20 protein-coding genes and 1 pseudogene are annotated in these 26,520 nt (G+C 69.9%); 18 read left to right on the forward strand and 3 right to left on the reverse strand.

Annotated features, from left to right (window positions below; genetic code table 11):
• Positions 1–5: 5 nt before the first annotated feature.
• The 17 genes and pseudogenes from rsmH (at position 6) to lpxC (ending at position 20,474) form a co-directional block, all read left to right on the forward strand.
• A complete protein-coding gene (gene rsmH, locus J2851_RS25435) occupies positions 6–983 on the forward strand; it encodes a 16S rRNA (cytosine(1402)-N(4))-methyltransferase RsmH (protein ID WP_209769783.1) in 978 nt (325 codons plus the stop codon).
• Positions 980–1,783 (forward strand): cell division protein FtsL, encoded by an 804-nt coding sequence (gene ftsL / locus J2851_RS25440; protein ID WP_209769784.1) that lies wholly within the window; start codon positions 980–982, stop codon positions 1,781–1,783. The genes rsmH and ftsL overlap by 4 nt, the downstream gene beginning before the upstream one ends.
• Complete coding sequence (locus tag J2851_RS25445; RefSeq protein ID WP_209769785.1) at positions 1,780–3,615, forward strand: peptidoglycan D,D-transpeptidase FtsI family protein; 1,836 nt, start codon at positions 1,780–1,782, stop codon at positions 3,613–3,615. Before ftsL ends, J2851_RS25445 begins: the two co-directional genes overlap by 4 nt.
• Positions 3,578–5,038: a UDP-N-acetylmuramoyl-L-alanyl-D-glutamate--2,6-diaminopimelate ligase gene (locus tag J2851_RS25450; RefSeq protein ID WP_209769786.1), complete on the forward strand. Its 1,461-nt coding sequence runs from the start codon at positions 3,578–3,580 to the stop codon at positions 5,036–5,038. The genes J2851_RS25445 and J2851_RS25450 overlap by 38 nt, the downstream gene beginning before the upstream one ends.
• Entirely contained in the window at positions 5,035–6,507 is a 1,473-nt protein-coding gene (locus J2851_RS25455; RefSeq protein WP_209769787.1) for a UDP-N-acetylmuramoylalanyl-D-glutamyl-2,6-diaminopimelate--D-alanyl-D-alanine ligase, read from the forward strand. The genes J2851_RS25450 and J2851_RS25455 overlap by 4 nt, the downstream gene beginning before the upstream one ends.
• A 10-nt stretch (positions 6,508–6,517) precedes the next feature.
• Entirely contained in the window at positions 6,518–7,603 is a 1,086-nt protein-coding gene (mraY, locus tag J2851_RS25460; protein WP_209769788.1) for a phospho-N-acetylmuramoyl-pentapeptide-transferase, read from the forward strand.
• A 13-nt stretch (positions 7,604–7,616) separates the two neighbouring features.
• Complete coding sequence (murD, locus tag J2851_RS25465) at positions 7,617–9,005, forward strand: UDP-N-acetylmuramoyl-L-alanine--D-glutamate ligase (RefSeq protein WP_209769789.1); 1,389 nt, start codon at positions 7,617–7,619, stop codon at positions 9,003–9,005.
• A 1-nt stretch (position 9,006) separates the two neighbouring features.
• Positions 9,007–10,128, forward strand: a complete 1,122-nt coding sequence (gene ftsW, locus J2851_RS25470; RefSeq protein WP_209769790.1) for a putative lipid II flippase FtsW — start codon at positions 9,007–9,009, stop codon at positions 10,126–10,128.
• A gap of 8 nt (positions 10,129–10,136) precedes the next feature.
• A complete protein-coding gene (gene murG / locus J2851_RS25475; RefSeq protein ID WP_209769791.1) occupies positions 10,137–11,282 on the forward strand; it encodes an undecaprenyldiphospho-muramoylpentapeptide beta-N-acetylglucosaminyltransferase in 1,146 nt (381 codons plus the stop codon).
• Positions 11,279–11,536, forward strand: a complete 258-nt coding sequence (locus J2851_RS25480) for a hypothetical protein (RefSeq protein ID WP_209769793.1) — start codon at positions 11,279–11,281, stop codon at positions 11,534–11,536. The genes murG and J2851_RS25480 overlap by 4 nt, the downstream gene beginning before the upstream one ends.
• 6 nt (positions 11,537–11,542) lie before the next feature.
• Entirely contained in the window at positions 11,543–12,961 is a 1,419-nt protein-coding gene (gene murC / locus J2851_RS25485; protein WP_209769795.1) for a UDP-N-acetylmuramate--L-alanine ligase, read from the forward strand.
• 11 nt (positions 12,962–12,972) lie between these two features.
• A pseudogene (murB, locus tag J2851_RS25490) lies at positions 12,973–13,887 on the forward strand (UDP-N-acetylmuramate dehydrogenase); the annotation flags it as partial.
• 149 nt (positions 13,888–14,036) lie between these two features.
• A complete protein-coding gene (locus J2851_RS25495) occupies positions 14,037–14,975 on the forward strand; it encodes a D-alanine--D-alanine ligase (protein ID WP_209769800.1) in 939 nt (312 codons plus the stop codon).
• Complete coding sequence (locus tag J2851_RS25500) at positions 14,960–15,925, forward strand: cell division protein FtsQ/DivIB (protein WP_209769802.1); 966 nt, start codon at positions 14,960–14,962, stop codon at positions 15,923–15,925. Before J2851_RS25495 ends, J2851_RS25500 begins: the two co-directional genes overlap by 16 nt.
• A gap of 96 nt (positions 15,926–16,021) precedes the next feature.
• On the forward strand, positions 16,022–17,284 hold the full coding sequence (ftsA, locus tag J2851_RS25505; RefSeq protein WP_209769804.1) for a cell division protein FtsA: 1,263 nt from the start codon (positions 16,022–16,024) through the stop codon (positions 17,282–17,284).
• Positions 17,285–17,406: 122 nt separating this feature from the next.
• Positions 17,407–19,203 carry a cell division protein FtsZ gene (gene ftsZ, locus J2851_RS25510; protein ID WP_209769806.1) on the forward strand — a complete coding sequence of 599 codons (1,797 nt, stop codon included), beginning with the start codon at positions 17,407–17,409 and terminating at the stop codon, positions 19,201–19,203.
• A 332-nt stretch (positions 19,204–19,535) separates the two neighbouring features.
• Entirely contained in the window at positions 19,536–20,474 is a 939-nt protein-coding gene (gene lpxC / locus J2851_RS25515) for a UDP-3-O-acyl-N-acetylglucosamine deacetylase (RefSeq protein ID WP_209769808.1), read from the forward strand.
• A gap of 402 nt (positions 20,475–20,876) precedes the next feature.
• On the opposite strand, the gene J2851_RS25520 is transcribed toward lpxC, so the two are convergent.
• Together J2851_RS25520 and ligA are read right to left on the reverse strand one after the other, a co-directional pair.
• Positions 20,877–21,296, reverse strand: coding sequence for a bacteriohemerythrin (locus tag J2851_RS25520; protein WP_211114436.1), 420 nt, complete (start codon positions 21,294–21,296; stop codon positions 20,877–20,879).
• 122 nt (positions 21,297–21,418) lie between these two features.
• Positions 21,419–23,794, reverse strand: coding sequence for an NAD-dependent DNA ligase LigA (gene ligA, locus J2851_RS25525; RefSeq protein WP_209769810.1), 2,376 nt, complete (start codon positions 23,792–23,794; stop codon positions 21,419–21,421).
• A 160-nt stretch (positions 23,795–23,954) separates the two neighbouring features.
• Here ligA and J2851_RS25530 point away from each other — a divergent pair, with 160 nt between their 5' ends.
• Positions 23,955–24,497 (forward strand): hypothetical protein, encoded by a 543-nt coding sequence (locus J2851_RS25530; RefSeq protein ID WP_209769813.1) that lies wholly within the window; start codon positions 23,955–23,957, stop codon positions 24,495–24,497.
• Between the two features lie 168 nt (positions 24,498–24,665).
• Here J2851_RS25530 and J2851_RS36025 read toward each other — a convergent pair whose 3' ends face one another.
• Positions 24,666–26,501 carry a carbohydrate-binding domain-containing protein gene (locus tag J2851_RS36025; RefSeq protein ID WP_246500921.1) on the reverse strand — a complete coding sequence of 612 codons (1,836 nt, stop codon included), beginning with the start codon at positions 26,499–26,501 and terminating at the stop codon, positions 24,666–24,668.
• Between the last annotated feature and the right edge of the window lie 19 nt (positions 26,502–26,520).

A 26,520-nucleotide genomic window follows, 5' to 3' on the forward strand; every position in this document is an offset into this window, starting at 1 on the left:
CCGCCATGACCGCTCCTGATGCCCGCCACATTTCCGTCCTCCTGAACGAGGTCGTCGACGCGCTCTCCCCGCGCGACGGCGGCGTCTATGTGGACGGCACCTTCGGCGTCGGCGGCTACAGCCGCGCCCTTCTCGAGTCGGCCGACTGCCGCGTATGGGGCATCGACCGCGACCCCGCCGCCATCGCGCGCGGCCGCCAGCTCGCCCTCGCCTACCCCGGGCGGCTGGAGGTCATCGAAGGCCGCTTCGGCGACATGGACGCCCTGCTCGCCGAGCGCGGAGTCGAGTCGGTGGACGGCGTGGCGCTGGACGTCGGCGTCTCCTCCCCGCAGATCGACGAGCCGGAGCGCGGGTTCTCCTTCCGCTTCGACGGCCCGCTCGACATGCGCATGGGACGGGATGGGCCGACGGCCGCCGACGTGGTCAACACCGCCGACGAGGGCGAGCTGGCCGACATCGTGTACCACTACGGCGAGGAGCGCATGGCCCGCCGCGTGGCCCGCGCCATCGTCGCCGCCCGCAAGAGCGCGCCGATCGAGCGCACCCGGCAGCTGGCCGAGATCGTCCGGTCCGTGGTGCCGAAGGGGAAGGGCGACGCCATCGACCCGGCGACCCGCACCTTCCAGGCGCTGCGCATCCACGTGAACGACGAGCTGGGCGAACTGCGCCGCGGCCTCGCCGCCGCCGAATCGCTGCTGAAGCCCGGCGGGCGGCTTGCCGTTGTCTCTTTCCATTCGCTGGAGGATCGGGAAGTAAAGACGTTCCTGAAGGAACGGTCTTCGCCTCCCCCCTCCCCGTCCCGACACGCGCCAAGCCTTGCGGCCGACGCGCGGTCCCCATCCTTCCGCCTTCTGTCGCGCAAGCCGATCCTGCCGACCGAAGCGGAGTCCCACAGCAACCCCCGCGCGCGCTCTGCCCGGCTGCGCGCGGCCGAACGCACCACGGCGCCGGCATTCCCGGCGCCGGGCAAGGAGGCGGCATGAAGGGTAAATCCGCGCTGTTCTGGCTCGGCCTGGCCGCTGCCGCCGGCGGCGTGCTGTTCCAGACCAGCTACGAGGTCCAGGAGCTTGAGGACAAGCTCGGCTCCCTGAACCGTCAGATCATGGACGAGCAGGAAGCGATCCAGATCCTGAAAGCGGAATGGAGCTACCTGAACGACCCGACGCGCCTGGAATCGCTTGCCTCCCAGCATCTTCAGCTGCAGCCGACCGAGGCGCGGCAGTTCGTCGCCATGGACGTGGTGCCCATGCGCCCCGTGCCGCCGCCCGACGCGCCCAAGGCCGGCGACGGCCTGAAGAACGACGGGAAGCACGACGGCGTGGCGCCGCTGCCGCCCATGGTCCGTCTGGCGCCGTCGGCGCCGGGCACCGCCGTGGCTTCCGGCAGCAACGCAACCAACAATGGCGGCATCATCCCGGCGTCGCTGCCGTCCGGCATGGCCACCCCGGCCAAGCCGGCCCCGATCAAGCCGTCCACCCTGATCCCCGGCGCCGGCAAGGCCCCCGCCCTGCCCGCCGCCAAGGCGGCCCCGGCGCCGGCGCCCACCATCAAGCAGGTGGACGTCGCCGCGCGTCCCACGCCGTCCCAGCCCACGCCGTCCCAGCCCATGCCGACCCAGACGGCGTCCGCCCCCTCCTCGACGGTGAAGACCCTGTCCGTGCCGGCCGCCAAGCAGCCGGCCGCCCAGCCGGCCGCGGTTGCCGCCGTCCCGGCTCCGCCCCCGGCCCCGAAGGCCACCGACAGCATCGGCGTCCTCGTCGCCCGTCTGGGGGCCAATCGATGAACGACCAGCCGCCCGGCTTCGACACCCCCCTCAGTGGGCCGCCCCCCGGCGCCTACGGCGTGCCGCCCCCGGCGTCCAAGCCGCGGACGTCGCTGTCGGTCGCGCTGGAGCGGAGCCGGAACCGGCTGATGGTCACCGCCGCCATGGTGACGCTGGTCTTCACGGCCATTGGCATCAAGCTGGTGGACGCAACGCTGCTGAGCCACGCGTCGGAGCCGCGCCAGCGCATGGCGGCGGAGATCGACGCGCCGCCGGTCAACCGCGCCGACATCGTCGACCGCAACGGCAACCTGCTGGCGACCTCGCTCGCCACGCAGTCGCTCTACGCCGACCCGAAGCTGATCAGCCGGCCGGACGAGGTGGCCAAGAAGCTGTCCGTCGCCCTGCCGGAGCTGGACTACAAGGAGCTGCTCGGCAAGCTGACCGGCGAGAAGCGATTCGTCTGGATCAAGCGCAACCTGACGCCGAAGCAGCAGGCCGCGGTGTTCCGGCTGGGCCTGCCCGGCGTCTATTTCGAGCGCGAGGAGCGCCGCTTCTACCCGGCCTCCAACCTGGCCTCGCACATCGTCGGCTTCACCGGCGTGGACAACAACGGCCTGTCCGGGCTTGAGCAGTCCATGAACAAGCGGCTGGTGAACGAGCCGAACAAGCCGCTCCAGCTGTCGATCGACCTGCGCCTGCAGCACATCCTGAAGAAGGAGCTGACGGCGACCATCCAGGAATTCAGCGCCATCGGCGCCACCGGCATCATCTTCGACGTGCGCAACGGCGAGGTGCTGTCGATGGTCTCGCTGCCCGATTTCGATCCGCACGAACCGCCGCCGCTCAACGACAAGGCGGGCCAGGACGCGCTGTTCAACCGGGCGACGCTCGGCGTGTACGAGATGGGCTCGACCTTCAAGATCTTCAACACGGCGATGTCGCTGGACTCGGGCAAGATCAAGGTCACCGACGTCTTCGACACGACGCACAACGTTTCGGTCGGGCGCTTCACGATCCGGGAATACCACCCGTTCCACCACAACCTGAACGTGGCGGAGATCTTCCAGGAGTCGTCCAACCTCGGCTCGCTGCACATGGCGCTGACCGTGGGCGTGGCGGCGCAGAAGGCCTTCCTGACCAAGCTCGGCCTGACCCGCCCGACGGCGCTGGAGCTGCCGGAGAACGGCTGGCCGCTGGTGCCGAACCCGTGGCGCGAGATCAACACCATGACCATCTCCTTCGGCCATGGCATGTCGGTCAGCCCGATGCACACGGTGACGGCCGCCGCCTCGACCATCAACGGCGGCGTCCTGCACCCGCCGACCCTGCTGAAGCGCGACCCCGCGGCCGAGGTGCCGGGCGAGCAGGTCATCGCGCCGCAGACCTCCGCGATGATGCGCCGGCTGTTCCGCTTCGTGGTCACCGACGGCACGGCCAAGGCGGCCAACGCCAAGGGCTATGTCGTCGGCGGCAAGACCGGCACGGCGGAAAAGCAGAAGGGCCGGCATTACGAGCGCAACTCGCGCATGTCGTCCTTCCTCGGCGCCTTCCCGATGCACGACCCGCGCTACATCGTCTACGTGCTGGTCGACGAGCCGAAGGGCACCAAGAAGACCTACGGCTTCGCGACCGGCGGCTGGGTCGCCGCCCCGGCGGTCGGCCGCGTCGTGAAGCAGATCGGGCCGCTGCTCGGCGTCCCGCCGGTGGACGACGCCTCGCCCGAGGTCATCAACGCCACCTACATCAACACCGCGGGTCAGACGATCCCGCCTGGACCGCCGCCTCCGCCCGCGCAATCGAAAGGCAGCACCGTTGCTTCTGTCCCGCCTCCTTCCGGAAAGCAGCGCTGACGCGCCTGCCGGATCCTCCGCCATCGAGGTGACCGGGCTGACCGCGGACAGCCGCGCGGTCAGGCCCGGTTTCGTCTTTGCGGCCCTGCCCGGCGCGAAGGCCGACGGGCGCGCCTTCATCGCCGACGCGCTCGCCAAAGGCGCCGTCGCGGTGGTGGCGCCGCATGGCACCGCCCTGCCCGCCGGCAGCGCCGCGCTGCTGATCGAGGACGCGGAGCCGCGCCGCCGCTTCGCGCTGATGGCCGCCGCCTTTCACGGCCGCCAGCCGGACACGGTGGTGGCGGTGACCGGGACCAACGGCAAGACCTCCACCGTGCAGTTCGCCCGCCAGATCTGGGAGCGGCTGGGCCACCGGGGCGCCAGCCTGGGCACGCTGGGGCTGATCGGGCCGGGGCTGGACTCTTACGGCGGGATGACGACGCCGGACCCGGTGTCGCTGCACCGGGATCTGGCCGCGGTCAAGGACGCGGGGATCGAGCGGCTGGCCATGGAGGCCTCCAGCCATGGGCTGGAGCAGGCGCGGCTGGACGGCGTGACCCTGAAGGCCGCGGGCTTCACCAACCTGACCCGCGACCACCTGGACTACCACGGCAGCATGGAGGCCTATTTCGAGGCCAAGGCGATGCTGTTCGGCCGGCTGCTGCCGCCGGGCGGGACCGCCGTGCTGAACGCCGACAGCGACGCCTTTCCACATCTTTCCGAGATTTGTTCACAGCGCGGTCACCGCGTCTTCGGGTACGGTCTGGCCGGCCGCGAGATACGGGTGAACGGGGTCGAACCGCTGGCGCACGGCCAGCGCCTCGCCCTGTCCGTGCTGGGCCGCGACACCACCGTGGACCTGCCGCTGGCGGGCCGCTTCCAGGCGTGGAACGTGCTGTGCGCGCTCGGCCTGGTGATCGGCTCGGGAGAAGACCGCGACCTTGCTCTGGACACACTGGCAAGCCTGGACGGCGTGCCGGGACGCCTTCAGCACGTCGCCACGCATCCCAGCGGGGCGACGGTCTACGTCGACTACGCCCACACGCCCGACGCGCTGGAAACGGTGCTGCGGGCGCTGCGGCCGCACGCGGAGCGCCACCTGGTGGCGGTGTTCGGCTGCGGCGGCGACCGCGACCGCGGCAAGCGGCCGGTGATGGGGGAACTGGCCGGCCGCCTGGCCGACCGCGCCATCGTCACCGACGACAATCCGCGCACCGAGGTGCCGGCGGCCATCCGCAAGGAGGTGCTGGCGGGCCACCCCGGCCTGGAGGAGATCGGCGACCGGCGCGAGGCCATCCGCGCCGCCGTCAAGGGCTTGCAGGCCGGTGACGTCCTGGTCATCGCCGGCAAGGGACACGAGCATGGGCAGACCGTCGGCACGGTGGTTCTGCCCTTCGACGACGCGACCGAGGCAAGGGCCGCCGTAGCGGAGGTTGGAGCATGAGCGACGAGAAGGCCGTTCTTTGGACCGCCGAGGATGCCGCCGCCGCCACCAATGGGCAGGCGACGCGCCCCTGGACGGCCACCGGCGTCACCATCGACAGCCGCAAGGTTGAGCCCGGCGACCTGTTCGTCGCGATCAAGGGGCCGAACTTCGACGGCCACGACTTCGTCGCCAAGGCGCTGGAGGCCGGCGCTGCCGCAGCATTGGTCAGCACCGTGCCGCCGGGCGTGCCCGGTGACGCGTCGCTGCTGGCCGTGGAGCAGGACACGCTGGCGGCCCTCGCCGACCTCGGCAACGTCGCGCGGCTGCGCAGCAAGGCGAAGGTGATCGGCGTCACCGGGTCGGTCGGCAAGACCGGCACCAAGGAGGCGCTGCGCCACGTCCTGTCGGCGCAGGGCCTGACCTTCGCCACCGAGGGCAGCCTGAACAACCATTGGGGCGTGCCGCTGTCGCTGGCCCGCCTGCCGGCCGACCGCGAGTTCGCCATCTTCGAGCTGGGCATGAACCACGCCGGCGAGATCGGCCCGCTGTCGCGCCAGGTCATGCCGGACGTCGCCGTGATCACCACGGTGGAGCCGGCGCACCTGGAGTTCTTCAGCTCCGTCGAGGCGATCGCCGACGCGAAGGCCGAGATCTTCGAGGGGATGAACCCCAACGGCGTCGCCGTGCTGAACCGCGACAACCCGCATTTCGGCCGGCTGCTGGCCGCCGCCCGCACCCAGGGGCTGAGCCGCATCTGGAGCTTCGGCGCCCACGAGGACGCGGAGGCGCGGCTGCTCGACTGCTCGCTCCACGCGACCTGCAGCGCGGTCACCGCGGTGATCCTGGGCGAGCGCATCCAGTATTGCCTGGCGCTGCCCGGCAAGCATTGGGTGATGAACAGCCTGGCCGTGCTGCTGGCCGTGAAGGCGGTGGGCGGCGACGTCGCCGCGGCGGCGCGGTCGCTGTCCTCCATCCAGCCGGTCAAGGGCCGCGGCACGCGCAAGCGCATCCACGCCGCGCGCGGCGCCCTGACCCTGATCGACGAGAGCTACAACGCCAGCCCGGCGGCCATGGCCGCGACCTTCGAGGTGCTGGGCAAGATCGACCCCGGCGCCGGCGGGCGCCGCATCGCGGTGCTGGGCGACATGCGCGAACTGGGCGAGCGCGCCGACGCGCTGCACGCCCAGCTTGCCGAGCCGCTGAAGGCCGCGCATGTGGACGCGGTCTACGCCTGCGGCCCGCACATGCGCGCCCTGTTCGACCGGCTGCCCGCGGCGATGCGCGGCGGCTGGGCGGAGACGAGCGCGGAGTTGGCCGCCGTCGTGACGGGCGCCGTCAAGGGCGGCGACGTCGTGCTGGTCAAGGGATCGCTGGGCAGCCGCATGGCGGTGGTGGTGGAGGCGCTCTCCGCGCTGGACACCCGACAGGACAAGAATCAAAGCACGTCGGCGGCTGCGCAGGCCGCGGCGAACGGACAACGAGGCTGACCGGTTCATTATGCTCTACAACCTGCTCTTCCCCCTGGCGGACGTCTTCACGCCGTTCAACCTGTTCCGGTACCTGACCTTCCGGACGGGCGGCGCGGTGCTGACGGCGCTCGTCATCAGCTTCATGTTCTTCCCGCGCCTGATCGCGTGGCTGAAGAGCAAGCAGGGCGAAGGCCAGCCGATCCGCACGGACGGCCCGGAAAGCCACATGAAGAAGAAGGGCACGCCCACCATGGGCGGCCTGATGATCCTGATCGCGGTCACGATCAGCACGCTGCTGTGGGTCGACCTGACCAACGCCTACACCTGGATCGTGCTGCTGGTGACCATCGGCTACGGCCTGATCGGCTTCGGCGACGACTACCTGAAGCTGACCAAGCGCAACACCAAGGGCCTGTCGGGCCGCTTCCGCCTGACCTGGGAGATCGTCATCGGCGTGGCCGCCTCGGCGGCGATCATGTTCGTGTCGGCCCCGCCGCTGTCCGGCGGGCTGGCCGTGCCCTTCGTGAAGGACTTCCTGATCCAGCTGTCCTGGTTCTTCATCCCGCTGGGCGCCTTCATCATGGTGGGCGCGTCCAACGCGGTGAACCTGACGGACGGCCTTGATGGCCTCGCCATCGTTCCGACGATGATCGCGGCGGCTTGCTTCGGCCTGATCAGCTACCTGACCGGCAACGCGATCTTCGCCAACTACCTGCAAATCCATCATGTGCCGGGCGCGGGCGAGCTTGCCGTTTTCTGCGGGGCTCTGGTCGGTGCTGGCATCGGCTTCCTCTGGTACAACGCGCCCCCCGCCATGGTCTTCATGGGCGACACCGGCTCGCTGGCTCTCGGCGGCGCGCTGGGTGCGGTCAGCGTGGTCACCAAGCACGAGATCGTGCTGGCGATCATCGGCGGCCTGTTCGTGTTGGAGACCGTGTCGGTGATCGTCCAGGTCGCCTCCTTCAAGCTGACCGGCAAGCGGGTGTTCCGCATGGCCCCCCTGCACCATCACTTCGAGAAGAAGGGATGGGCGGAATCCACCGTGGTCATCCGCTTCTGGATCATCGCCTCCATCCTGGCCCTGGTCGGGCTGTCCACGCTGAAGCTCCGTTAAGGGCGCCCCCTCGATGATCAACCTCTTCTACATGGACGGGCTGCCGGTGGCGGTGATGGGGCTGGGCAAGTCCGGCCTCGCCACGGCCGAGGCGCTGGCCCGCAGCGGCGCCGACGTGTGGGTCTGGGACGACAAGGAAGCGAGCCGCGAGGCCGCCGCGGCCAAGGGCTACAAGGTCGTGGACCTGATGACGGCGGACCTGTCGGAGTTGACGACCATCGTCTGGTCGCCGGGCATCCCGCACAGCTTCCCCAAGCCGCACCCCGTGGCGGAGCGCGCCCGCGCCGCCGGGATCGAGTTGGTCTGCGACATCGAGCTGCTGGCCCGCGCGGAGCGCGACAGCGCCTATCTCGGCATCACCGGGACGAACGGGAAATCCACGACGACCACGCTGGTCGGCCATGTGATGGAGGCCGCCGGGCGCCGCATCGCCGTGGGCGGCAACCTGGGCACGCCGGTGCTGACCTTCCCCAGCCTGGGCGGCGGCGGCACCTACGTGCTGGAGATGTCGAGCTACCAGCTGGAGCTGACCGTCTCCATCACCTACGACGTGGCGGTCCTGCTGAACATCACGCCGGACCATCTGGACCGGCACGGCGGCATGGACGGCTACGTCGCCGCGAAGAAGCTGATCTTCCACCGCCAGACCAAGCCGCGCACCGCGGTGATCGGCGTGGACGACGCGCATTGCCGCAAGATCCATGAAGAGCTGGTCGCCAAGGGTGACCAGATCGTCTGGCCGATCTCCGCCGAGGGGGCCGTCGCCGGCGGCATCTACGCTGCGGACGGCTGGCTGGTTGACGACACGGAGGGCAACGCGGAGCGCGTGGCGGAGCTTTCCAAGTTCCCGGCGCTGCTCGGCAAGCACAACTGGCAGAACGCCGCGGCGGCCTACGCGGCCTGCAAGGCGGCGGGCGTGCCGGCCCCGGCCATCGTCGCCGCCATGACCACCTTCCCCGGCCTCGCCCACCGGCAGCAGCTGGTGCGGACCATCGATGGCGTGCGCTTCGTCAACGACAGCAAGGCGACCAACGCCGACGCCACCGAGAAGGCGCTCGCCACCTTCGACCCGATCTACTGGATCCTGGGCGGCCAGGCGAAGGAGACGGGGCTCGACGGGCTGGAGGGCCTGATGGGCCGCGTGCGGCACGCCTTCCTGATCGGCGAGGCGTCGGACCGCTTCGCCGCGTGGCTGGAGGCCAACAAGGTTCCCTACACGCGCTGCGGCACGCTGGACGTCGCCGTGAACGTGGCGGCGGAGTTGGCGTTGGCGGAGCGGCTGCCCAACGCCTGCGTGCTGCTGTCGCCGGCCTGCGCGTCCTGGGACCAGTTCGCGAATTTCGAGAAGCGCGGCGAGGCCTTCGCCGCGGCGGTCAACCGTCTTGAGGGGGACGCGGCCTGACATGATGACGTTCGACCGTACCGACCAATCCGTCTTCGGCCGCTGGTGGTGGACCGTGGACCGCTGGCAGCTTCTGGCGCTGGCGGTGCTGATGGCGGTCGGCACGGTGCTGATCACGGCGGCGAGCCCGCCCGTGGCCGAGCGCATCGGCATCCAGGACACCTTCTACTTCGTCGAACGCCACCTGATGATGCTGGTCCCCAGCATCGCGCTGATGTGCGCCGTCTCGCTGCTGAGCCCGCGGGGCATCCGGCGCACGGCGCTGGTCGTCTTCCTGGTCGCGGTGGCGCTGGTCTACGCGACGCTGGTGGTCGGCGTGGAGATCAAGGGCGCCAAGCGCTGGATCCACATCCCCGGCCTGTCGATCCAGCCGTCGGAGTTCGTGAAGCCCGCCTTCGCGGTGGTCGGCGCCTGGCTGTTCTCCCTGTCGCGCACCAACCCCGGCTTCCCCGGCGCGCTGCTGTCCATCGTGCTGTACGCCTTCACCATCGCCGGCCTGCTGATGCAGCCGGACCTGGGCATGACCGTGGTCGTGTCGGCGGTGTGGTTCTCGCAGTTCTTCCTGGCCGGGCTGAACGTGATCCTGGTCGCCATCCTGGGCGTGCTGGGCGGCGTCGGGCTGGTCGCGGCCTATTTCACGCTGCCGCACGTGCACAGCCGCATCAACCGCTTCCTCGACCCGGCGGCCGGCGACAACTACCAGGTCAGCCGCTCGCTGGAGGCCTTCGCCAACGGCGGCCTGCTGGGCACCGGCCCCGGCCAGGGCACGGTCAAGTTCTCCCTGCCGGACAGCCACGCCGACTTCATCTTCGCCGTCGCCGGCGAGGAGATGGGGCTGATCTTCTGCCTGCTGATCATCATCCTGTTCGCCTTCATCGTGCTGCGCGGCTTCGCCCGCGTCTTCAACGACAGCAACTACTTCGTTCTGCTGGCGGCGAGCGGCCTGCTGATCCAGTTCGGGCTTCAGGCGGCGATCAACATGGGCTCCGCCCTGCACCTGATGCCGACCAAGGGCATGACGCTGCCCTTCATCTCCTACGGCGGCTCGTCGCTGATCGCGCTGGGCTTCGGCATGGGCATGGTGCTGGCGCTGACCCGCAAGCGCTTCGGCCCGGCGGAGTGACGCGCAAGATGGCGAAACCCGCTTCGGAAAAACCCATCGTCCTGGCCGCCGGCGGCACCGGCGGGCACTTCTTCCCGGCGGAAGCCCTGGCGCGGGAACTGCTGGCCCGCGGCCGCAAGGTGGAGCTGGTCACCGACAAGCGCGGCCAGGCCTTCGGCGACAGCCTGCCGGAGGTGCCGGTCCACCGCATCCGCGCCGCCGCCCCCGGCGGCAGCGTGGTCGGCAAGCTGAAGGCGGCTTGGCAGATGGGCCTGGGCCTGCTGGCGGCCAACGCGCTGATGCGCCACCTGGAGCCGGCGGCGGTCGTCGGCTTCGGCGGCTACCCGTCGGTGCCCACGGTCTACGCCGCCGCCCAGGCCCGCGTGCCGGTGCTGCTGCACGAGCAGAACGCCGTGCTCGGCCGCGCCAACCGCATGCTGGTCGCCGCGGCAAAGCGGCTGGCCGTCGCCTTCCCGGAGATTTCGGCGGTCAAGGACGACCACCGGTCCAAGATCGTGCGCACGGGCAACCCGGTCCGCCCGGCCATCGCCGCCAAGCGCGACGCGGCCTACGAGGCACCCACCGCGGCTGGCCCCATCCGCATCCTGGTCATGGGCGGCAGCCAGGGCGCCCGCGTCTTTTCCGAGGTGATCCCGGCGGCGCTGGGCAAGCTGCCCGCGGACCTGCGCGCCCGCATCCATCTGGCGCAGCAGTGCCGGCCGGAGGATCTGGAGGCCGCGCGCGCCGCTTACGCCGGCATGGGCCTAAGCGGGCTGGAGCTGGAGAGCTTCTTCCGCGACGTGCCGGAGCGGCTGGCGGGCTGCCACCTCGCCATCACGCGGGCCGGCGCCTCGACCATCGCGGAGCTGACCTGCATCGGCCGGCCGGCCCTGCTGGTCCCCTACCCGCATGCCATGGATGATCACCAGACCGCCAACGCAAAACAGCTTGCATCGGCCGGTGCTTCGTGGCTCATGCCGCAAACCGACTTCACCGCCGACGCGCTGGCCGCGCGCCTGACCGACCTGCTGGGTTCGCCCGACGCCTTGGCGAAGGGTGCCGAAGCCGCGCGGGCCTGGGGCATGGCCGACGCGGCGCGCCGGCTGGCCGACGCGGTTCTGGACATGATCGGCGCCAACGCAAACACGAACAGCACCAGGGAGGCCGCGGTATGATCAAGGCAACGCGCAGCTCCATCACGCGCCGCCGGGCCTCCAAGCCCCTGCGGGACTGGCCGGCCGACATGACCCGGACCGAAGGCGCCTGGAGCAACCGCCCCGCCTGCCCGCTGCTTCCCCGCGCGGTCGCCGACCACGGCTTCCTGCGCGACCGCCTGCACATCGTCACCGGGGCCCAGCCCCTGCCCATCGGCCTGTCGGATCCGGCCGTGGACGCCACCCTCAGCCTGATGCTCCGCCGCGGAAAGTAAAGTCACATGCGCGCCCTCCCCCTCTCGATCGGCACCATCCATTTCGTCGGCATCGGCGGCATCGGCATGAGCGGCATCGCCGAGGTGCTGAAGAACCTCGGCTATTCCGTCCAGGGCTCCGACCTGGCCGAAAGCGCCAACGTCAAGCGCCTGCGGGAGCTTGGCATCCAGGTTTCCATCGGCCACCGCGCGGAGAACATCGCCGGGGCCGCGGTGGTCGTCGTCTCCTCCGCCGTCAAGCGCGACAACCCGGAGGTCGTCGCCGCCCGCGCCGCCCTGGTCCCGGTCGTCCGCCGCGCGGAGATGCTGGGCGAGCTGATGCGCCTGAAGTGGGCCATCGCCATCGGCGGCACCCACGGCAAGACCACGACCACGTCGATGGTCGGCAACATGCTGGAGCACGCCAACCTCGACCCCACGGTCATCAACGGCGGCATCATCAACGCCTATGGCACCAACACGCGCCTCGGCTCCGGCGAGTGGATGGTGGTCGAGGCGGACGAGAGCGACGGCACCTTCGTGAAGCTGCCGGCCTGCATCGCGGTCGTCACCAACATGGATCCGGAGCATCTGGACTTCTACGGCACCTTCGACAACGCGCGGGCCGCCTTCGACAGCTTCGTCCAGAACATCCCCTTCTACGGCTTCGCCGCACTCTGCATCGACCATCCGGAGGTGCAGGCGATGATTCCGCGCGTGTCGGACCGCCGCATCATCACCTACGGCTTCAGCCCGCAGGCCGACGTGCGCGCCGTCAACGTGCGGCTGGGCACCGAGGGTGCCGACTACGACGTGGTGATCGACGACCGCCACACCGGCGAGACGCGCACCATCGCCGGCGTGCGCCTGCCGATGTACGGCCCGCACAACGTGCAGAACTCGCTGGCCTGCTTCGCGGTCGGCAACGAGATGGGGCTGCCCGACGTGGTCATGCGCGACAGCATGGCGAAGTTCCAGGGCGTGAAGCGCCGCTTCACCAAGACCGGCGTGTCGAACGGCATCACGGTCATCGACGATTACGGCCACCACCCGGTGGAGATCGCCGCCGTGCTGAAGGCCGCGCGCACCGCCGGCACCGGCCGCACCATCGCCGTGGTCCAGCCGCACCGCTACACGCGCCTCGCCGCCCTGTTCGAGGAGTTCTGCACCTGCTTCAACGACGCCGACGCGGTGATCGTCGCCGACGTCTACGCCGCCGGTGAGCAGCCGATCGAGAACGTCAACCGCGACGCCCTGGTGGAGGGCCTGCGCATGCACGGCCACCGCCACGTGATGGCTCTGCACGGCGCCGAGGAGCTGCCGCAGCTGGTGCGCGAGATCGCGCGTCCGGGCGACCTCGTGGTCTGCCTGGGCGCCGGCAACATCACCCAGTGGGCCAACGCGCTGCCGGGCGAGCTGGACAAGCTGGCCGGCGCGGCGGACTGACGGCTGGCTGGATGATGGCGGTTGCCGCGATGACCAAACCCCACCTGATTGACCGGATGCCGGCCTGCCGCGGACGGCTCAGCGCCGACGCGGCCCTGGCGAACGTCACCTGGTTCCGCGTCGGCGGCCCGGCGGAGGTCATGTTCCGCCCGGCCGACGCCGAGGATCTGGCGGACTTCCTGGCGGGCCTGCCGGAAGACGTGCCGGTGACCGTGCTGGGCGTGGCCTCCAACCTGCTGATCCGCGACGGGGGCATTCCCGGCGTGGTGATCCGGCTGGGGCGCGGCTTCACGGACATTGTCGCCGACGGGCTGAACCTGACGGTGGGGGCCGCGGCGCTGGACCTGAACGTCGCCAACGTCGCGCGCGACGCGGGCATCGCGGGGCTGGAGTTCCTGTCGGGCATCCCCGGCACCGTCGGCGGCGCGCTGCGCATGAACGGCGGGGCCTACGGGCGCGAAATCAAGGACGTGCTGGTCGAGGCGCAGGGCGTGACCCGTAGGGGTGAGCGCGTGTCCTACGACAACGCGGCCATGGGCTTCACCTACCGCCACGCCGGCGTGCCGGAGGACGTGATCTTCACGGGCGGCATCCTGCGCGGCGAGGCCGGCGACCCGCTGGAGATCGCGCGGCGGATGGCGGAGATCTCCGACAAGCGCGCCGACACCCAGCCGGTCCGCTCGCGCACCGGCGGTTCCACCTTCAAGAACCCGCCGGGCCACAAGGCGTGGGAGCTGATCGACAAGGCCGGCTGCCGCGGCTTCGCCATCGGCGACGCGCAGGTGTCGGAGAAGCACTGCAACTTCCTGATCAACCAGGGCGGCGCCACGGCGGCGCAGCTGGAGGCGTTGGGCGAAGAGGTCCGGCGCCGCGTGTTCGAGACCTCCGGCGTCACGCTGGAGTGGGAAATCAAGCGGGTCGGCGTGCCTCATTCTCCCTCCCCCGCCCCGGGGGAGGGTCGGGGTGGGGGTACCGGCAAGGATCAAGGCACTGATCCTCGCACGACCCTCACCCGGCCGGCCGAGCCGGCCACCCTCTCCCGGGACGGGAGAGGGACCTCCGAAGGAACCCTCGCATGAAGAAGCACGTCGCGGTCCTGATGGGCGGCTGGTCGGCCGAGCGCGAGGTGTCGCTGGTCAGCGGCGCCGGCGTCGCCAAGGCGCTGGAGGAGGAAGGCTACACGGTCACCGCGGTGGACGTGCAGCGCGACCTGACCGGGCTGATCCAGGCGCTGAGCAACCCGCGCCCGGACGTCGTCTTCAACGCGCTGCACGGGCGCGGCGGCGAGGACGGCACCATCCAGGGCGTGCTGGAGTTCCTCGGCATCCCCTACACCCATTCCGGCGTGCGGGCCGCCGCCGTCGCCATGGACAAGGCGATGACCAAGCAGGTGCTGGCCGCGGTCGGCGTGCGCTCGCCCAAGGGCGTGGTGCTGACCCGCGGCGAGCTGACCGGCGGCGCGCACCCGATGCCCGCCCCCTACATCGTCAAGCCGGTGGACGAAGGCTCCACCGTCGGCGTCACGCTGGTGCGCGAGGGGCAGAACAGCCCGGTCGGCGACGCCTGGACCTTCGGCGAGCGCGCGCTGGTCGAGGAGTTCATCCCCGGCCGCGAGCTGACCGTCGGCGTGATGGGCGGGCTCGACGACGACTGCCGCGCCCTGACGGTCACCGAGATCCGTTTCGAAGCACAGGTGTATGACTACACGGCCAAATACAGCGCCGGTCATGCCGTGCATACTGTTCCCGCGCAAATCCCCGATGAGGTTGCGGAGGAAGCCAAGAGATTGGCTATCCTGGCGCATAGGACTTTGGGCTGCCGCGGCGTTTCGCGCAGTGATTTTCGCTGGGATGATAGTAAAACGGGAACGGCCGGATTGTACTTCCTGGAGATCAACAACCAACCCGGCATGACCCCGCTGTCGCTGGTGCCCGAACAGGCCGCGTCGGTTGGGATCTCCTATGGTGCCCTCGTCGCTTGGATGGTGGAGAACGCCGCATGTCAGCTCGACTGAGCATCGATCCGCAGTTCCGCCCGACCTCCGGGGGCATGATGGGCGCCCGGCCGCGCGACGAGATGCCGGTGCCGCCGCGCGCCATGGCGCAGTCGGCGCAGAAAGGCAACCGACGCCGCGCCTGGCCGCGCTGGACGCGCCCCGCCGTCAAGGCCGCGATCCTGCTGACCCCGGTGCTGGTCATGGCCGGCTTCGCCGGCTCCGCCTGGAAGCGCGGCACCTTCGCGGAGACCGCGGCGGCCGTGCAGGACAGCCTGATCGCCGTCAGCGCCTCGGCCGGCTTCGCCATCAGCGACGTGATGGTCGAGGGCCGGACGGAGACGGACAAGAACGCCATCCTGCGCACGCTGGGCGTGCAGCGCGGCGACCCGATCCTGGCCGTCAACCTGGCCGAGGCCAAGGAGCGGCTGGAGAGCCTGCCCTGGGTGTCCGGCGCCGCCGTGGAGCGTCGCCTGCCCGACGTGCTCTACGTCCGCCTGTCGGAGCGCCAGCCCATGGCGATCTGGCAGCACGACCGCAAGTTCACCGTCATCGACCGCGAGGGGCGCCCGCTGGCCGACGCGGCCGAGCTGGCCCGCCGCGGCAACGAGCGGATCGAGACGCTGCCCCAGGTGCTGGGCGCCAACGCGCCGTTCCAGGTGCCGAAGCTGCTGGCGGCCCTCGACAACGTGCCGTCGCTGCGCGACAAGGTGAGCGCCGCCACCTGGCTGGGCGACCGCCGCTGGGACCTGAAACTGAGCAACGGGGTCATCGTGAAGCTGCCTGAGGCCGGGATGCACACCGCGCTCCGCCAGCTGGCCGAGATGGACAGCGCGGGCAAGGTGCTGGACCGCGACATCGTCGCGATCGACCTGCGCCAGCCCGATCGCGCGGTGCTCCAGACCTCGACCACCGCCGTCCTGCCCTGGACGGAGGAGGACAACAAGAAGAAGCCGGGCAAGAAGACGTGATCCGTTCCCACCACCCCCAACCCCACCATCCGCATTTTTGAGCGCCATCCGCAGCGAAGCGAATGATCGGACGCACGAGGCCATAGGGTGTCGAACATGGGTTTGAACGGCGCGAAAAAGGCAAAGCGCCCCACGCGCGGCGGGATGATCGCCGCGCTGGACGTCGGCTCCACCAAGGTGTGCTGCTTCATCGCGCGCGTCGAGGACGCGGGTGCCGTGCGCATCCTGGGCATGGGCCACCAGATCGCGACGGGCATCCGCGCGGGCTCCATCATCGACATGGAAGCGGCGGAGACCTCCATCGGCGCCGCCGTCCACGCCGCGGAGCAGATGGCCAACGAAACCATCCGCGACGTGATCGTCAACGTGGCGAGCCCGATCTCCCACGGGTTCAGCGCGGAGATCCCGGTCCCCGGCACCGAGGTGACGGAGGCCGACGTGCGCCGCGCGCTGGCGCACGCCCGCACGCTCCAGGTCGGCCCGGACCAGGCGCTGGTCCACGCCATCCCCGTGGGATTCTCGCTGGACGGCAGCCGCGGCATCCGCGACCCCAAGGGCATGTACGGGGAAAAGCTGGGCGTCCAGGCCCACGTCATCACCGCCCCGGCGGGTGCGGTGCGCAACCTGCAGACCTGCGTCGCCCGCTGCCACCTGGACATCGACACGCTGGTCGCCAGCCCCTATGCCTCCGGCCTCGCCTGCTTGGTGGAGGACGAGATGGAGATGGGCTCCGCCTGCATCGACATGGGCGGCGGCACGACCACCATCTCCGTCTTCTTCGAAGGCAAGCTGATGTGGTCGGACTGCATCCGCCTGGGCGGCAACCACGTCACCAACGACATCGCGCGCGGACTGACCACGCCCGTCGTCCATGCGGAGCGCATGAAGACGCTGCACGGCAGCGCCATGACCAGCCCCGCCGACGAGCGCGAGATGATCGACGTGCCGCAGGTCGGCGAGGAGGACCGGCTGGGGTCAAACAACCTGCCGAAGTCCTACCTGGTCCGCATCATCCAGCCGCGGCTGGAAGAGATTTTCGAGCATGTGCGCTCGCACCTGGAGCATTCCGGCTATGCCAAGCTGGTCGGCCGCCGCGTCGTGCTGACCGGCGGCGCCAGCCAGCTGCCGGGAACGCGGGAGCTGGCGCAGCTCATCCTCGACAAGCAGGTCCGCGTCGGGCGCCCGACGCGGATCACCGGTCTGAACGAGGCCAACGGCGGTCCGGCCTACGCCACCGCCGCGGGTCTCCTTCTGCACGCCGTGCGCAACCCGACGGAACTTCCGGTCGCGAGCCATGAGGCTGGCTCCGGTTCGGGGTTCTTCGGGCGCGTCGGCCTGTGGCTGCGGGAGAACCTTTGACGGGTTCCCAAAAAAGGCTCCTGCCGCAGCGCGTCATTCGTGCCTAAAACGCCCCCGGATCCAACCGTGGGCACCCTTGCTCGCCCAAAGATCGAACCAATCAAAAGGTTGTGGAGGCCAGTATGATCAACGTGACCATCCCCAGCATCGAACCCGAGCTGAAGCCCCGCATCACCGTCTTCGGTGTCGGCGGCGCCGGCGGCAACGCCGTCAACAACATGATCAAGTCGAACCTGGAAGGCGTGGACTTCGTCGTCGGCAACACCGACGCGCAGGCGCTGAAGGGGTCGATGTGCGAGAAGCGCATCCAGCTGGGCACCACGGTCACCCGCGGGCTCGGCGCCGGCTCCAAGCCGGACGTCGGCCGGGCTTCGGCCGAGGAGCAGATCGACGAGATCGTCGGTCACCTGGAAGGCTCCAACATGGTGTTCATCACCGCCGGCATGGGCGGCGGCACCGGCACGGGCGCTGCCCCGGTCATCGCGCGCGCGGCCCGCGAGCGCGGCATCCTGACCGTCGGCGTGGTGACCAAGCCCTTCCATTTCGAGGGCGCGCACCGCATGCGCCTGGCGGAATCGGGCATCGCCGAGCTGCAGCAGTATGTCGACACGCTGATCATCATCCCGAACCAGAACCTGTTCCGCATCGCCAACGAGAAGACGACCTTCGCGGACGCCTTCAAGATGGCCGACGACGTGCTGCATTCCGGCGTGCGCGGCGTGACCGACCTGATGGTGATGCCGGGCCTGATCAACCTGGACTTCGCCGACATCCGCTCCGTCATGACCGAGATGGGCAAGGCGATGATGGGCACCGGCGAGGCCGGCGGCGAGCGCCGCGCCATCGAGGCCGCGGAGGCCGCCATCTCCAACCCGCTGCTGGACGACGTGTCGATGAAGGGTGCCCGCGGCGTCCTGATCAACATCACCGGCGGCTACGACATGACCCTGTTCGAGGTCGACGAGGCCGCGAACCGCGTCCGTGACGAGGTCGACCCCGATGCCAACATCATCTTCGGCTCGACCTTCGACAGCACGCTGGACGGCGTGATGCGCGTGTCCGTCGTCGCCACCGGCATCGACGCCGCGGCGATGGCCAACCCGCGCGGCCTGCACCCGGTCAACCTGTCGCTGGTGTCCGACCGCAACGGCGGCAAGAAGCCGGGCGGCCCCGCCGGCCTGACCCAGGCCGCCCCGACGGGCCTGACCCAGGCTGCCCCGAACGGCCTGACCCAGGCCGCCCCGGTGTCCCCGGCCATCCCGGGCGTGCCGGCCGGCGGCCTGCCGCCGCGCGCCATGGGCAACGCCGCCCCGCAGATGAGCGCCCAGCCGCAGCACGTCGCCCACCATGCGGAGGCCCCGGCCCCGATGGCGATGCACCCCGTCGACCCGGCCGTGCAGCACCACGCTCCGGTGCACCACCAGGACGTCGGCGCCCACGCGGTGGAGACCGCCCCGATGCGCACCGCCGCCACCGGCCCGCTGCACAGCGAGCGCCGCGACGGCCACTTCATCGCCCCGAAGCCGGCTGATCCCGGCCCGCGCCAGCCGATGAACGCCCCGGCCATGCCGCAGTCGATGCCGATGTCGAGCCAGCTGGCCAGCGCCCCCGCGCAGGAGCCCGCCCCGGCCCGCAAGCCGAACTTCCTGTTCGGCCTGGTCACCGGTCTGGCCGGCCGCAAGGCCGAGGCCCCGGCGCCGCAGCCCCAGCCGGCCCCGCAGCCGATGATGCAGCCGGTCCACCACCAGCAGCCCGTCCACCAGCAAGCGCCCCAGCAGGCGCCGATGCCGCCGGCCGCCCCGCAGGCGATGGCCCCCGCGCCGCGCCAGCAGACCCTGGGCATGGACGGCAATCCGCAGCAGAAGATCGACGAGGAAGCGCTGGACATCCCCGCTTTCCTGCGACGTCAGGCCAACTGACGCGCCACACGAGGCTGGCCCAATTGATCTGAGGGCAACAGCAACCCGCCGGTCGCCGCCGCCTCTTTGAAGCGGCATCGGCGGGTCCATCCACAACCTGTTCGACTTCAACCGCCTCCGGAATTCCTTCGGGATATTCCGGGGGCGGTCTTTTCGCGTCTGCGATCGGCCCTACGCCGCCCTGCAACAAACGGTAACAAAGAGTGATTTGTCCTCCCCAGGGCCGAATGATACCTAGCATATGTGGTCATAAGCGACGGCGGGTCCCCACCAACGGAACCCGGACGATCGGCCGAAGGATCACAGAAGAAAGACCAAGGCGGGAAGAGATCGTGGCTCAGAACCGGATCAAGACGGAAGGCATGCTGCAGCGGACGGTGAAGAAGCCGGTGCGCCTCCAGGGCGTCGGCCTGCACACGGGCGCTACGGTCACGCTGACCATTTCCCCCGCGGAGCCGAACACCGGCTTCGTCTTCCTGCGCACCGACCTGACCGGCCCCGCGTCGGTGATCCAGGCCCGTTGGGACCATGTGGTCGACACCAAGCTCTGCACGGTGATCGGCAACACCCACGGCACCACGGTCGGCACCATCGAACACCTGATGTCGGCGCTCGCCGGCTGCGGCGTCGACAACGCCCTGATCGCGCTCGACAACATCGAGGTTCCGATCATGGACGGCAGCGCCGCGCCCTTCGTGGACGCGATCGAGCGCGCCGGCACCGTGTCGCAGAACGCGCCGCGCCGCGCCATCCGCATCCTGAAGCCGGTCACCGTGACCGAGGGCGGCAAGAGCGCCACCTTCACGCCGGACGACGTGACCACCTACAGCTTCGAGATTGACTTCGACAGCGCCGTCATCGCCCACCAGGCCCACGCGGTGGAGCTGGACGCCGAGACCTTCAAGGACGAGATCAGCAGCGCCCGCACCTTCGGCTTCCTGCACGAGGTGGAGGGGCTGCGCAAGATGGGCCTCGCCCGCGGCGGCTCGCTGGACAACGCGGTGGTCATCTCCGGCGACACGGTGATGAACGAAGGCGGCCTGCGCTTCGCCGACGAGTTCGTGCGTCACAAGATCCTGGATGCCGTCGGCGACCTGTATCTGGCCGGCGCCCCGTTCATCGGCCACTTCCATGGCTGCCGCGCCGGCCACGCGCTGAACAACAAGCTGCTGCGCGCGCTGTTCGCCGACCACAGCGCTTGGTGCTACGAGACGCCGGCCGCCACGCTTCCGGCCAGCTGGCGCGCGGTCAAGCAGCTCGCCGTCGCGTAACGCGAGTCCTCATCGCCGGCTTCGCACCCTGCCCTCCCCTTCCGGGGGAGGGCAGTTTCGTTTTGCGCACCCCCCTCCCCTACCGGACTCGCGCCGCGCGAGTCTCGCGCGCACCCCCCCTCCCCTTCCGGGGGAGTCCGGATGGGGGAGTGATCAAGATTTGATCTATATTTGAACTGAATCAAATGGTTGTGGAGGTTTGTTCAGTGGGGGTGTGAGGTGGGGAGTGGTTGCACTGGGCCCCATGAGTTTTCGCGCTGGGCCCCCACCCTAGCCCTCCCCCATCTTCGACGGGGGAGGGAACTCCGCCGCTCCGCGACCAAAACCCCTCCCCCCGCGAAGTGGGGGGAGGTTGGGAGGGGGGCCCAACACGACCACTCCCCTCCCCCCAAAACCCCGAACCTACTGCGCAGCCACACCCGGCCCGGTGGCGTACTCACCGAACCGCGTGTCTTCCTTCAGGATGTGCTTGCCGAGCCAGTCGGCGCAGAAATCGAAGACCTCGTCGCCGGGGATGGTGTCGCGGCTGGCGCGGAAGCGCTCGCGGTAGGTCTCCACCTGGCGGGTCAGGGCGTCGTGCAGGGCCTTGTGCGCCGTGAAGGTCGGGTAGTTGGCCCGCTGCATGTACTCCTCCTCGCGGGCGAAGTGATCCTTGGTGTAGTGGATCAGCTCGTCGAGGATGGCCTCGATCACGTCGGGGGAGTTGCGGCTGTCGTCGGCGGCGAGCTTGTTGACGATCTCCACCAGGACGCGGTGGTCGTCGTCCAGCTCCTGGATGCCGACGCTCATCCAGCGCGACCACTGGATCGAATCGATGTGCATGGCGGTCCCCCAAATTCTCGTTCTTGCGACGTTTGGGAAATTTATGGAACCGCCCGCGGCGGAGCGTCAACGCGGCCAAAAGGCGGTGCGACAATGTGCCGACCGCCTTTCGGCTGTCCGACTTACCCCGCGATGAGGTCGCTCCACTCCTGCTCGGTCAGGATGGTGACGCCCAGCTCGCGCGCCTTGGTGGCCTTGCTGCCGGCGTCGGCCCCGCAGACGACATAGTCGGTCTTGGCGGAGACGGAACCCGCGACCTTGGCGCCCAGTGATTCGGCGCGGGTCTTGGCCTCCGTGCGGGTCATGGTCTCCAACGTGCCGGTGAAGACCACGGTCTTGCCGGCCACGGGGGAGCCGGCGGCCGCCTTGGGCCGCTCCGCGTCGACGACGGTGACCCCGGCGGCGCGCAGGCCGTCGATGATGGCGCGGTTGCGCTCCTCCCGGAAGAAGCCGGCCAGTTCCTCCGCGGCCACGGGGCCGACGTCGGGAATGGCGACCAGCTCGTGCCAGCCGGGCGCGGGCTGCGCGCCGACGGCGGCGATCATCGCCTCCTTCCAGGCGGCGAGCGTGCCGTAGCGTTCGGCCAGCGCCTGGGCGGCGCGGCTGTCCACCTTCTTGATGCCCAGCATCTTGACCACGCTCTCCAGGCGCAGCGCCTCCTGCCCGGCGTAGAAGTCCAACTTCGGCAGATTCTCGGGATCAGCGAACCAGGCGAGCAGCGCGTCGGCCTTCACGGGACCGAGGCCGCTCAGCCCGTGCAGATCCAGCCACGCTTGGCCGGGCATGGCGGCGACGGCGCGGTCCATCCCCTCAAGCCAGCCGTCGATGGAGCCGTAGTGGCGGGCCAGCGCCTTGGCCGTCACCTCGCCGATGTGGCGGATGCCCAGCGCGAAGATGAAGCGGTGCAGGTCGATGCGCCGGCGCCGTTCGTTGATGGCGTTGAACAGGTTCTCGACCGACTTCTCCTTCCAGCCCGGCCGGCCGAGGATGGTGTCGCGGTGGCTCTCCAGCGTGAAGATGTCGACGGGGGAGCGGATCAGCTCGATCTCCCAGAACTCCTCGATTGTCTTCTCGCCCAGCCCTTCGATGTCGAAGGCGTTGCGGGCGACGAAGTGGCGCAGCCGCTCCTTCGCCTGGGCGGCGCAGATCAGCCCGCCGGTGCAGCGGCGCACCGCCTCGTCCGGCTCGCGCACCGCAAGGCTGCCGCAGACCGGGCAATGGTCGGGGAAGACGTAAGCCACGGCGTCGGCCGGGCGCTGGCCTTCCACCACGCCGACGATCTGCGGGATGACGTCGCCCGCCCGCTGCACGGTGACGAGGTCGCCGACGCGGATGTCCTTGCGGGCGATCTCGTCCTCGTTGTGCAGGGTGGCGCGGCTGACCACGACGCCGCCGACGGTGATGTCCTCCAGCTCCGCCACGGGAGTCAGGGCGCCGGTGCGGCCGACCTGGATGGTGATGGCCTTCAGGCGGGTCTGCGCCTGCTCCGCCGGGAACTTGTGGGCGATGGCCCAGCGCGGCGCGCGGCTGACGAAGCCCAGCCGTTGCTGAAGCTCCAGGCTGTTGACCTTGTAGACCACTCCGTCGATGTCGAAAGGCAGCGAGGAGCGGCGCTGGCCGATCTGGCCGTAATACTGGAGGAGCTTGTCCGCCCCGTCGCACAGCTCCGCCGGGCGGTTCAGCGAGAAGCCCCAGCCCTTCAGCCGTTCGCGGATGCCCCATTGCGTGTCGGCGATCGGCTCCGACAGCTCGCCCAGCGCGTAGCCGAAGAAGCAGAGCGGGCGCGACGCGGTGATCTTCGGGTCCTTCTGGCGCAGCGACCCGGCCGCCGCGTTGCGCGGGTTGGCGAACAGGTCCTCGCCCTTCTCCGCATAGCCCCGGTTCATGTCCAGGAAGTCGTCGCGGTTCATGTAGACCTCGCCGCGCACCTCCAGCACTGCGGGGTATGGGGCGGTCAGGGTCTGCGGCACGTCCTTGATGGTGCGGACGTTGGCGGTGACGTCTTCCCCCTCCGCCCCGTCGCCGCGGGTGGCGGCCAGCACGAGTTTGCCGTTCTCGTAGCGAAGCGAGCAGGACAGGCCGTCGATCTTCGGCTCGGCCACGAACTCCACGGGCGCGTCGTCCGCAAGGCCCAGGAAGCGGCGCACGCGGGCCACGAACTCCCGCGCGTCGTCGGGCTCGAACGCGTTGCCGAGCGACAGCATGGGCACGGCGTGCCGCACCTTCTTGAAGCCGGCCGCCGGGGCGGAGCCGACGCGGAGGCTGGGCGAATCGGAACGGCGCAGCTCCGGATAGCGGGCCTCGATGGCGTTGTTGCGGCGGACCAGCGCGTCGTAGTCGGCGTCGGAGATCGACGGCTTGTCGAGCTGGTGGTAGAGCCGGTCATGGTGGGCGATCTCGGCTGCCAGGGCGGCCAGTTCGGCCTGCGCCTGCTCGACCGTCAGCCCCTCCACGGGAATGCTGCGGAAGCCGGCGGGGGTGTCGAACAGGTCGGTCATCGCGGGTCTCTTCTGTCCCTTGCTCTTTGGACGCGCAGCATAGCGTCCCGGGACCGCAGGGGGGAGTCTGGCTTTTCCGAACGGGTGCGCCAACCTTGAGAGGTACGAAGGGATGCGGTTGCGTGTATGATGCCGCCGCACCCGCGCAGGGAAGTGCCGCATGACCGAGCCCGCCAACAGCCTCAACCCCAACGCCTTGAGCCCCAACTCCTTGAGCATCGACGACCGGTTCGTCATCGCCGCCGCGCTCGACCGCATCCTCTACGACGATCCGGACCATTTCGCGGCGGAGGACGCGCGGCTGCTGCGGCGCATGATCCCGCGCACGCGCACGGCTTGGCTGCGACTGGGCTTCCGCGCGGAAAGCCAGGGGCCGTCCATGTCCGGCCGCGCGGCCGGCGTGGGCGACGTGAAGATGGACGGCGACAAGAAGGTGACCGAGGGCGGCGTCGGCGAATCGGCCGTGTGGCGCTGCGGCCAGTACAAGATCTCCAACCACGGCGACGACCTGGAGATCTGGCAGGTGATGAGCGACGAATTCGCCGAGGAGCCAAAAGGCGCGCGCCTGGAGTTCGGCCCCACCGGCACGCCGGAACGCCTGACCTTCTTCCAGCCGAAGGACCTGGAGCTGCGGATACCGTTTACCGGGATTGCCGTGGGCCTGCGGCTGGGCGGCTGGCAGCCGTGGAAGAAGGCGGCGTAGGGGTTATTGAGCGGTTCTATGGGGAGTGGTGGCGCTGGGCCCCCACCCAACCCTCCCCCACTTCGCGGGGGAGGGCTTTAAGCAACGGAGCGGCGGCAGTCCCCTCCCTCGCCGAAGGTGGGGGAGGGTTAGGGTGGGGGCCCAACACGACCACTCCCCATCACCCATTTACGCTGCGTCGTAGTGGTGCAGGTGCGACGCGTCGAGGTGATGGTCCATCCCGTAGAGGTCGGCCGCACCCGTGTGATCGACCATCGCGGCGGCGAGGTGGTCGGCGTGGGCGGCGGTCTCCAGGCCCTGGGTCACCAGATGCTGGTACACGGCGTCCTGGCCGCTCTCCGCCTGGGCAGTCGCCGTGGCGGCGGTTGCGGAGGGGAACCACGACTTGTCCGCGGCGACCTGGAGCGTGCCGTTCCACCACATCCCGGACTGGCCGGCGACGACGTCCTTACCGTCCAGCGCGCCCTTGTCGTAGGTGACGTTGGACGCGGTGGAGGCCACGGCGTGGCCGTTGATCGTCACTTTGTTGACGAACAGCGTGCGGTCCTGGCCGTTGACGACGGCGTCGTTGTCGTACTGGACCTGCACCTTGTGCGCCTGGTCGGCGGTCAGGTCCGTCTTGAAGGTGAAGTCCTTCGCCGTGCTGCCGGCGACGCCCTCGCCCACCTTGTGGCCGTCGACCAGCAGGTTGAAGTGGGCGTTCACGCCGCCCGCGGCCGCGCCCGACGCGTTGACCGTGATGGTCGAGGCGGCGGTGGCCACCGGGGCGGCGTTGCCGGCCGGGAAGTCGGCGGCCGGGGCCGCGACCACCAGCGTGCCGCCCCACCACATCGCCGACTGGCCTTTCGCCACGTCCAGCCCGTCCAGCGTGCCCTTGTCGTAGGTCACGGCGGAGTCGGTGGGGGCGAAGGCGTGGCCGTTGATCGTCACCTTGTTGACGAACAGGTTGCGGTCGACGCCGTTCACGCTGCCGTCGTTGTCGTACTGGACCTGCACCTTGTGGGCCTGGTCGGCCGTCAGGTTCGTGGTGAAGGTGAAGTCCTTCGACGCGGTGCCGACCGTGGCCTCGCCCACCTTCTGGCCGTCGACCAGCAGCTTGAAATGCGCGTTCACGCCGCCGGCCGCCGCACCCGAGGCGTTGACCGTGATGGTCGTGCCGCTGGTTTCCGCCGTGGGGGTCGGGGTGGCCGTCTGGGCGATCTTCGCCAGCAGGGCGTCTGTGTTGATCTCGAAATAGCCGGTCGTGCCCATGGCCGTGCCGGTGCTCTTGGCGAGGTCGAGGAACTGCTGCTGGGTCAGGCGCTGGCCGGTCAGTTCCATCGCCTCCTGCTGGGCGAGCGCCACGGCGGCGGTCACCGTCGGGGCGGCGAAGGAGGAGCCGTTGGCCGCATAGGAGGTGCCGGCAAGGTTGGTCAGCTTGATGTCGGTGCCGTCGGCGCAGACGTCGGTCAGCAGCGGGCTGCGCTGCGACCAGGTCGGGAAGGCGCCGCTGCCGGTGGTGGCGGACACGCAGATCTGGTTGGGGTCGGCCGCGAAGCTCGAAACGCCCTGGGTCGCACCACCGTCGCCGGAATTGCCGGCCGCCGCCACGGTCAGGACGCGCTTGGCGGCCAGCGCCGCCAACTCGTCCGACATGGAGGTGGTGGTCACCGACGTCTGGTTGCCGCCGCCCAGCGACAGGTTCACCGCCGTGACGTTGTAGGCGTCGGCGTTGGCGACGACCCACTGCAGCGCCTTTTCGATCGTCGCCTCGCTGGTGGCGCTGCCGTCGTCGGGCATGACCTTCAGCATGACGATGTCGGCGTCGGGATCGGCCGCCACGATCTGCGACGTCACCATGGCCCCGTGCGTGTTCGCGTTGGAAGCGACCGTGACGTTGTCGTCGTTGTCGTAGAAGTCATGCTGGTAGACGAGATTGCCCGAGTTCCAGGCCGAGGACAGGCCGCTGTCGATCACGACGATCGTGCCGGCCTTGTTGCCAGTGCTTGTGGAGGTGCTCGACATCTTGCCAACCTTGCTCTTT

Origin of the sequence: Azospirillum rugosum, from assembly GCF_017876155.1 — a bacterium.
In the GTDB taxonomy this organism is placed as follows: domain Bacteria; phylum Pseudomonadota; class Alphaproteobacteria; order Azospirillales; family Azospirillaceae; genus Azospirillum; species Azospirillum rugosum.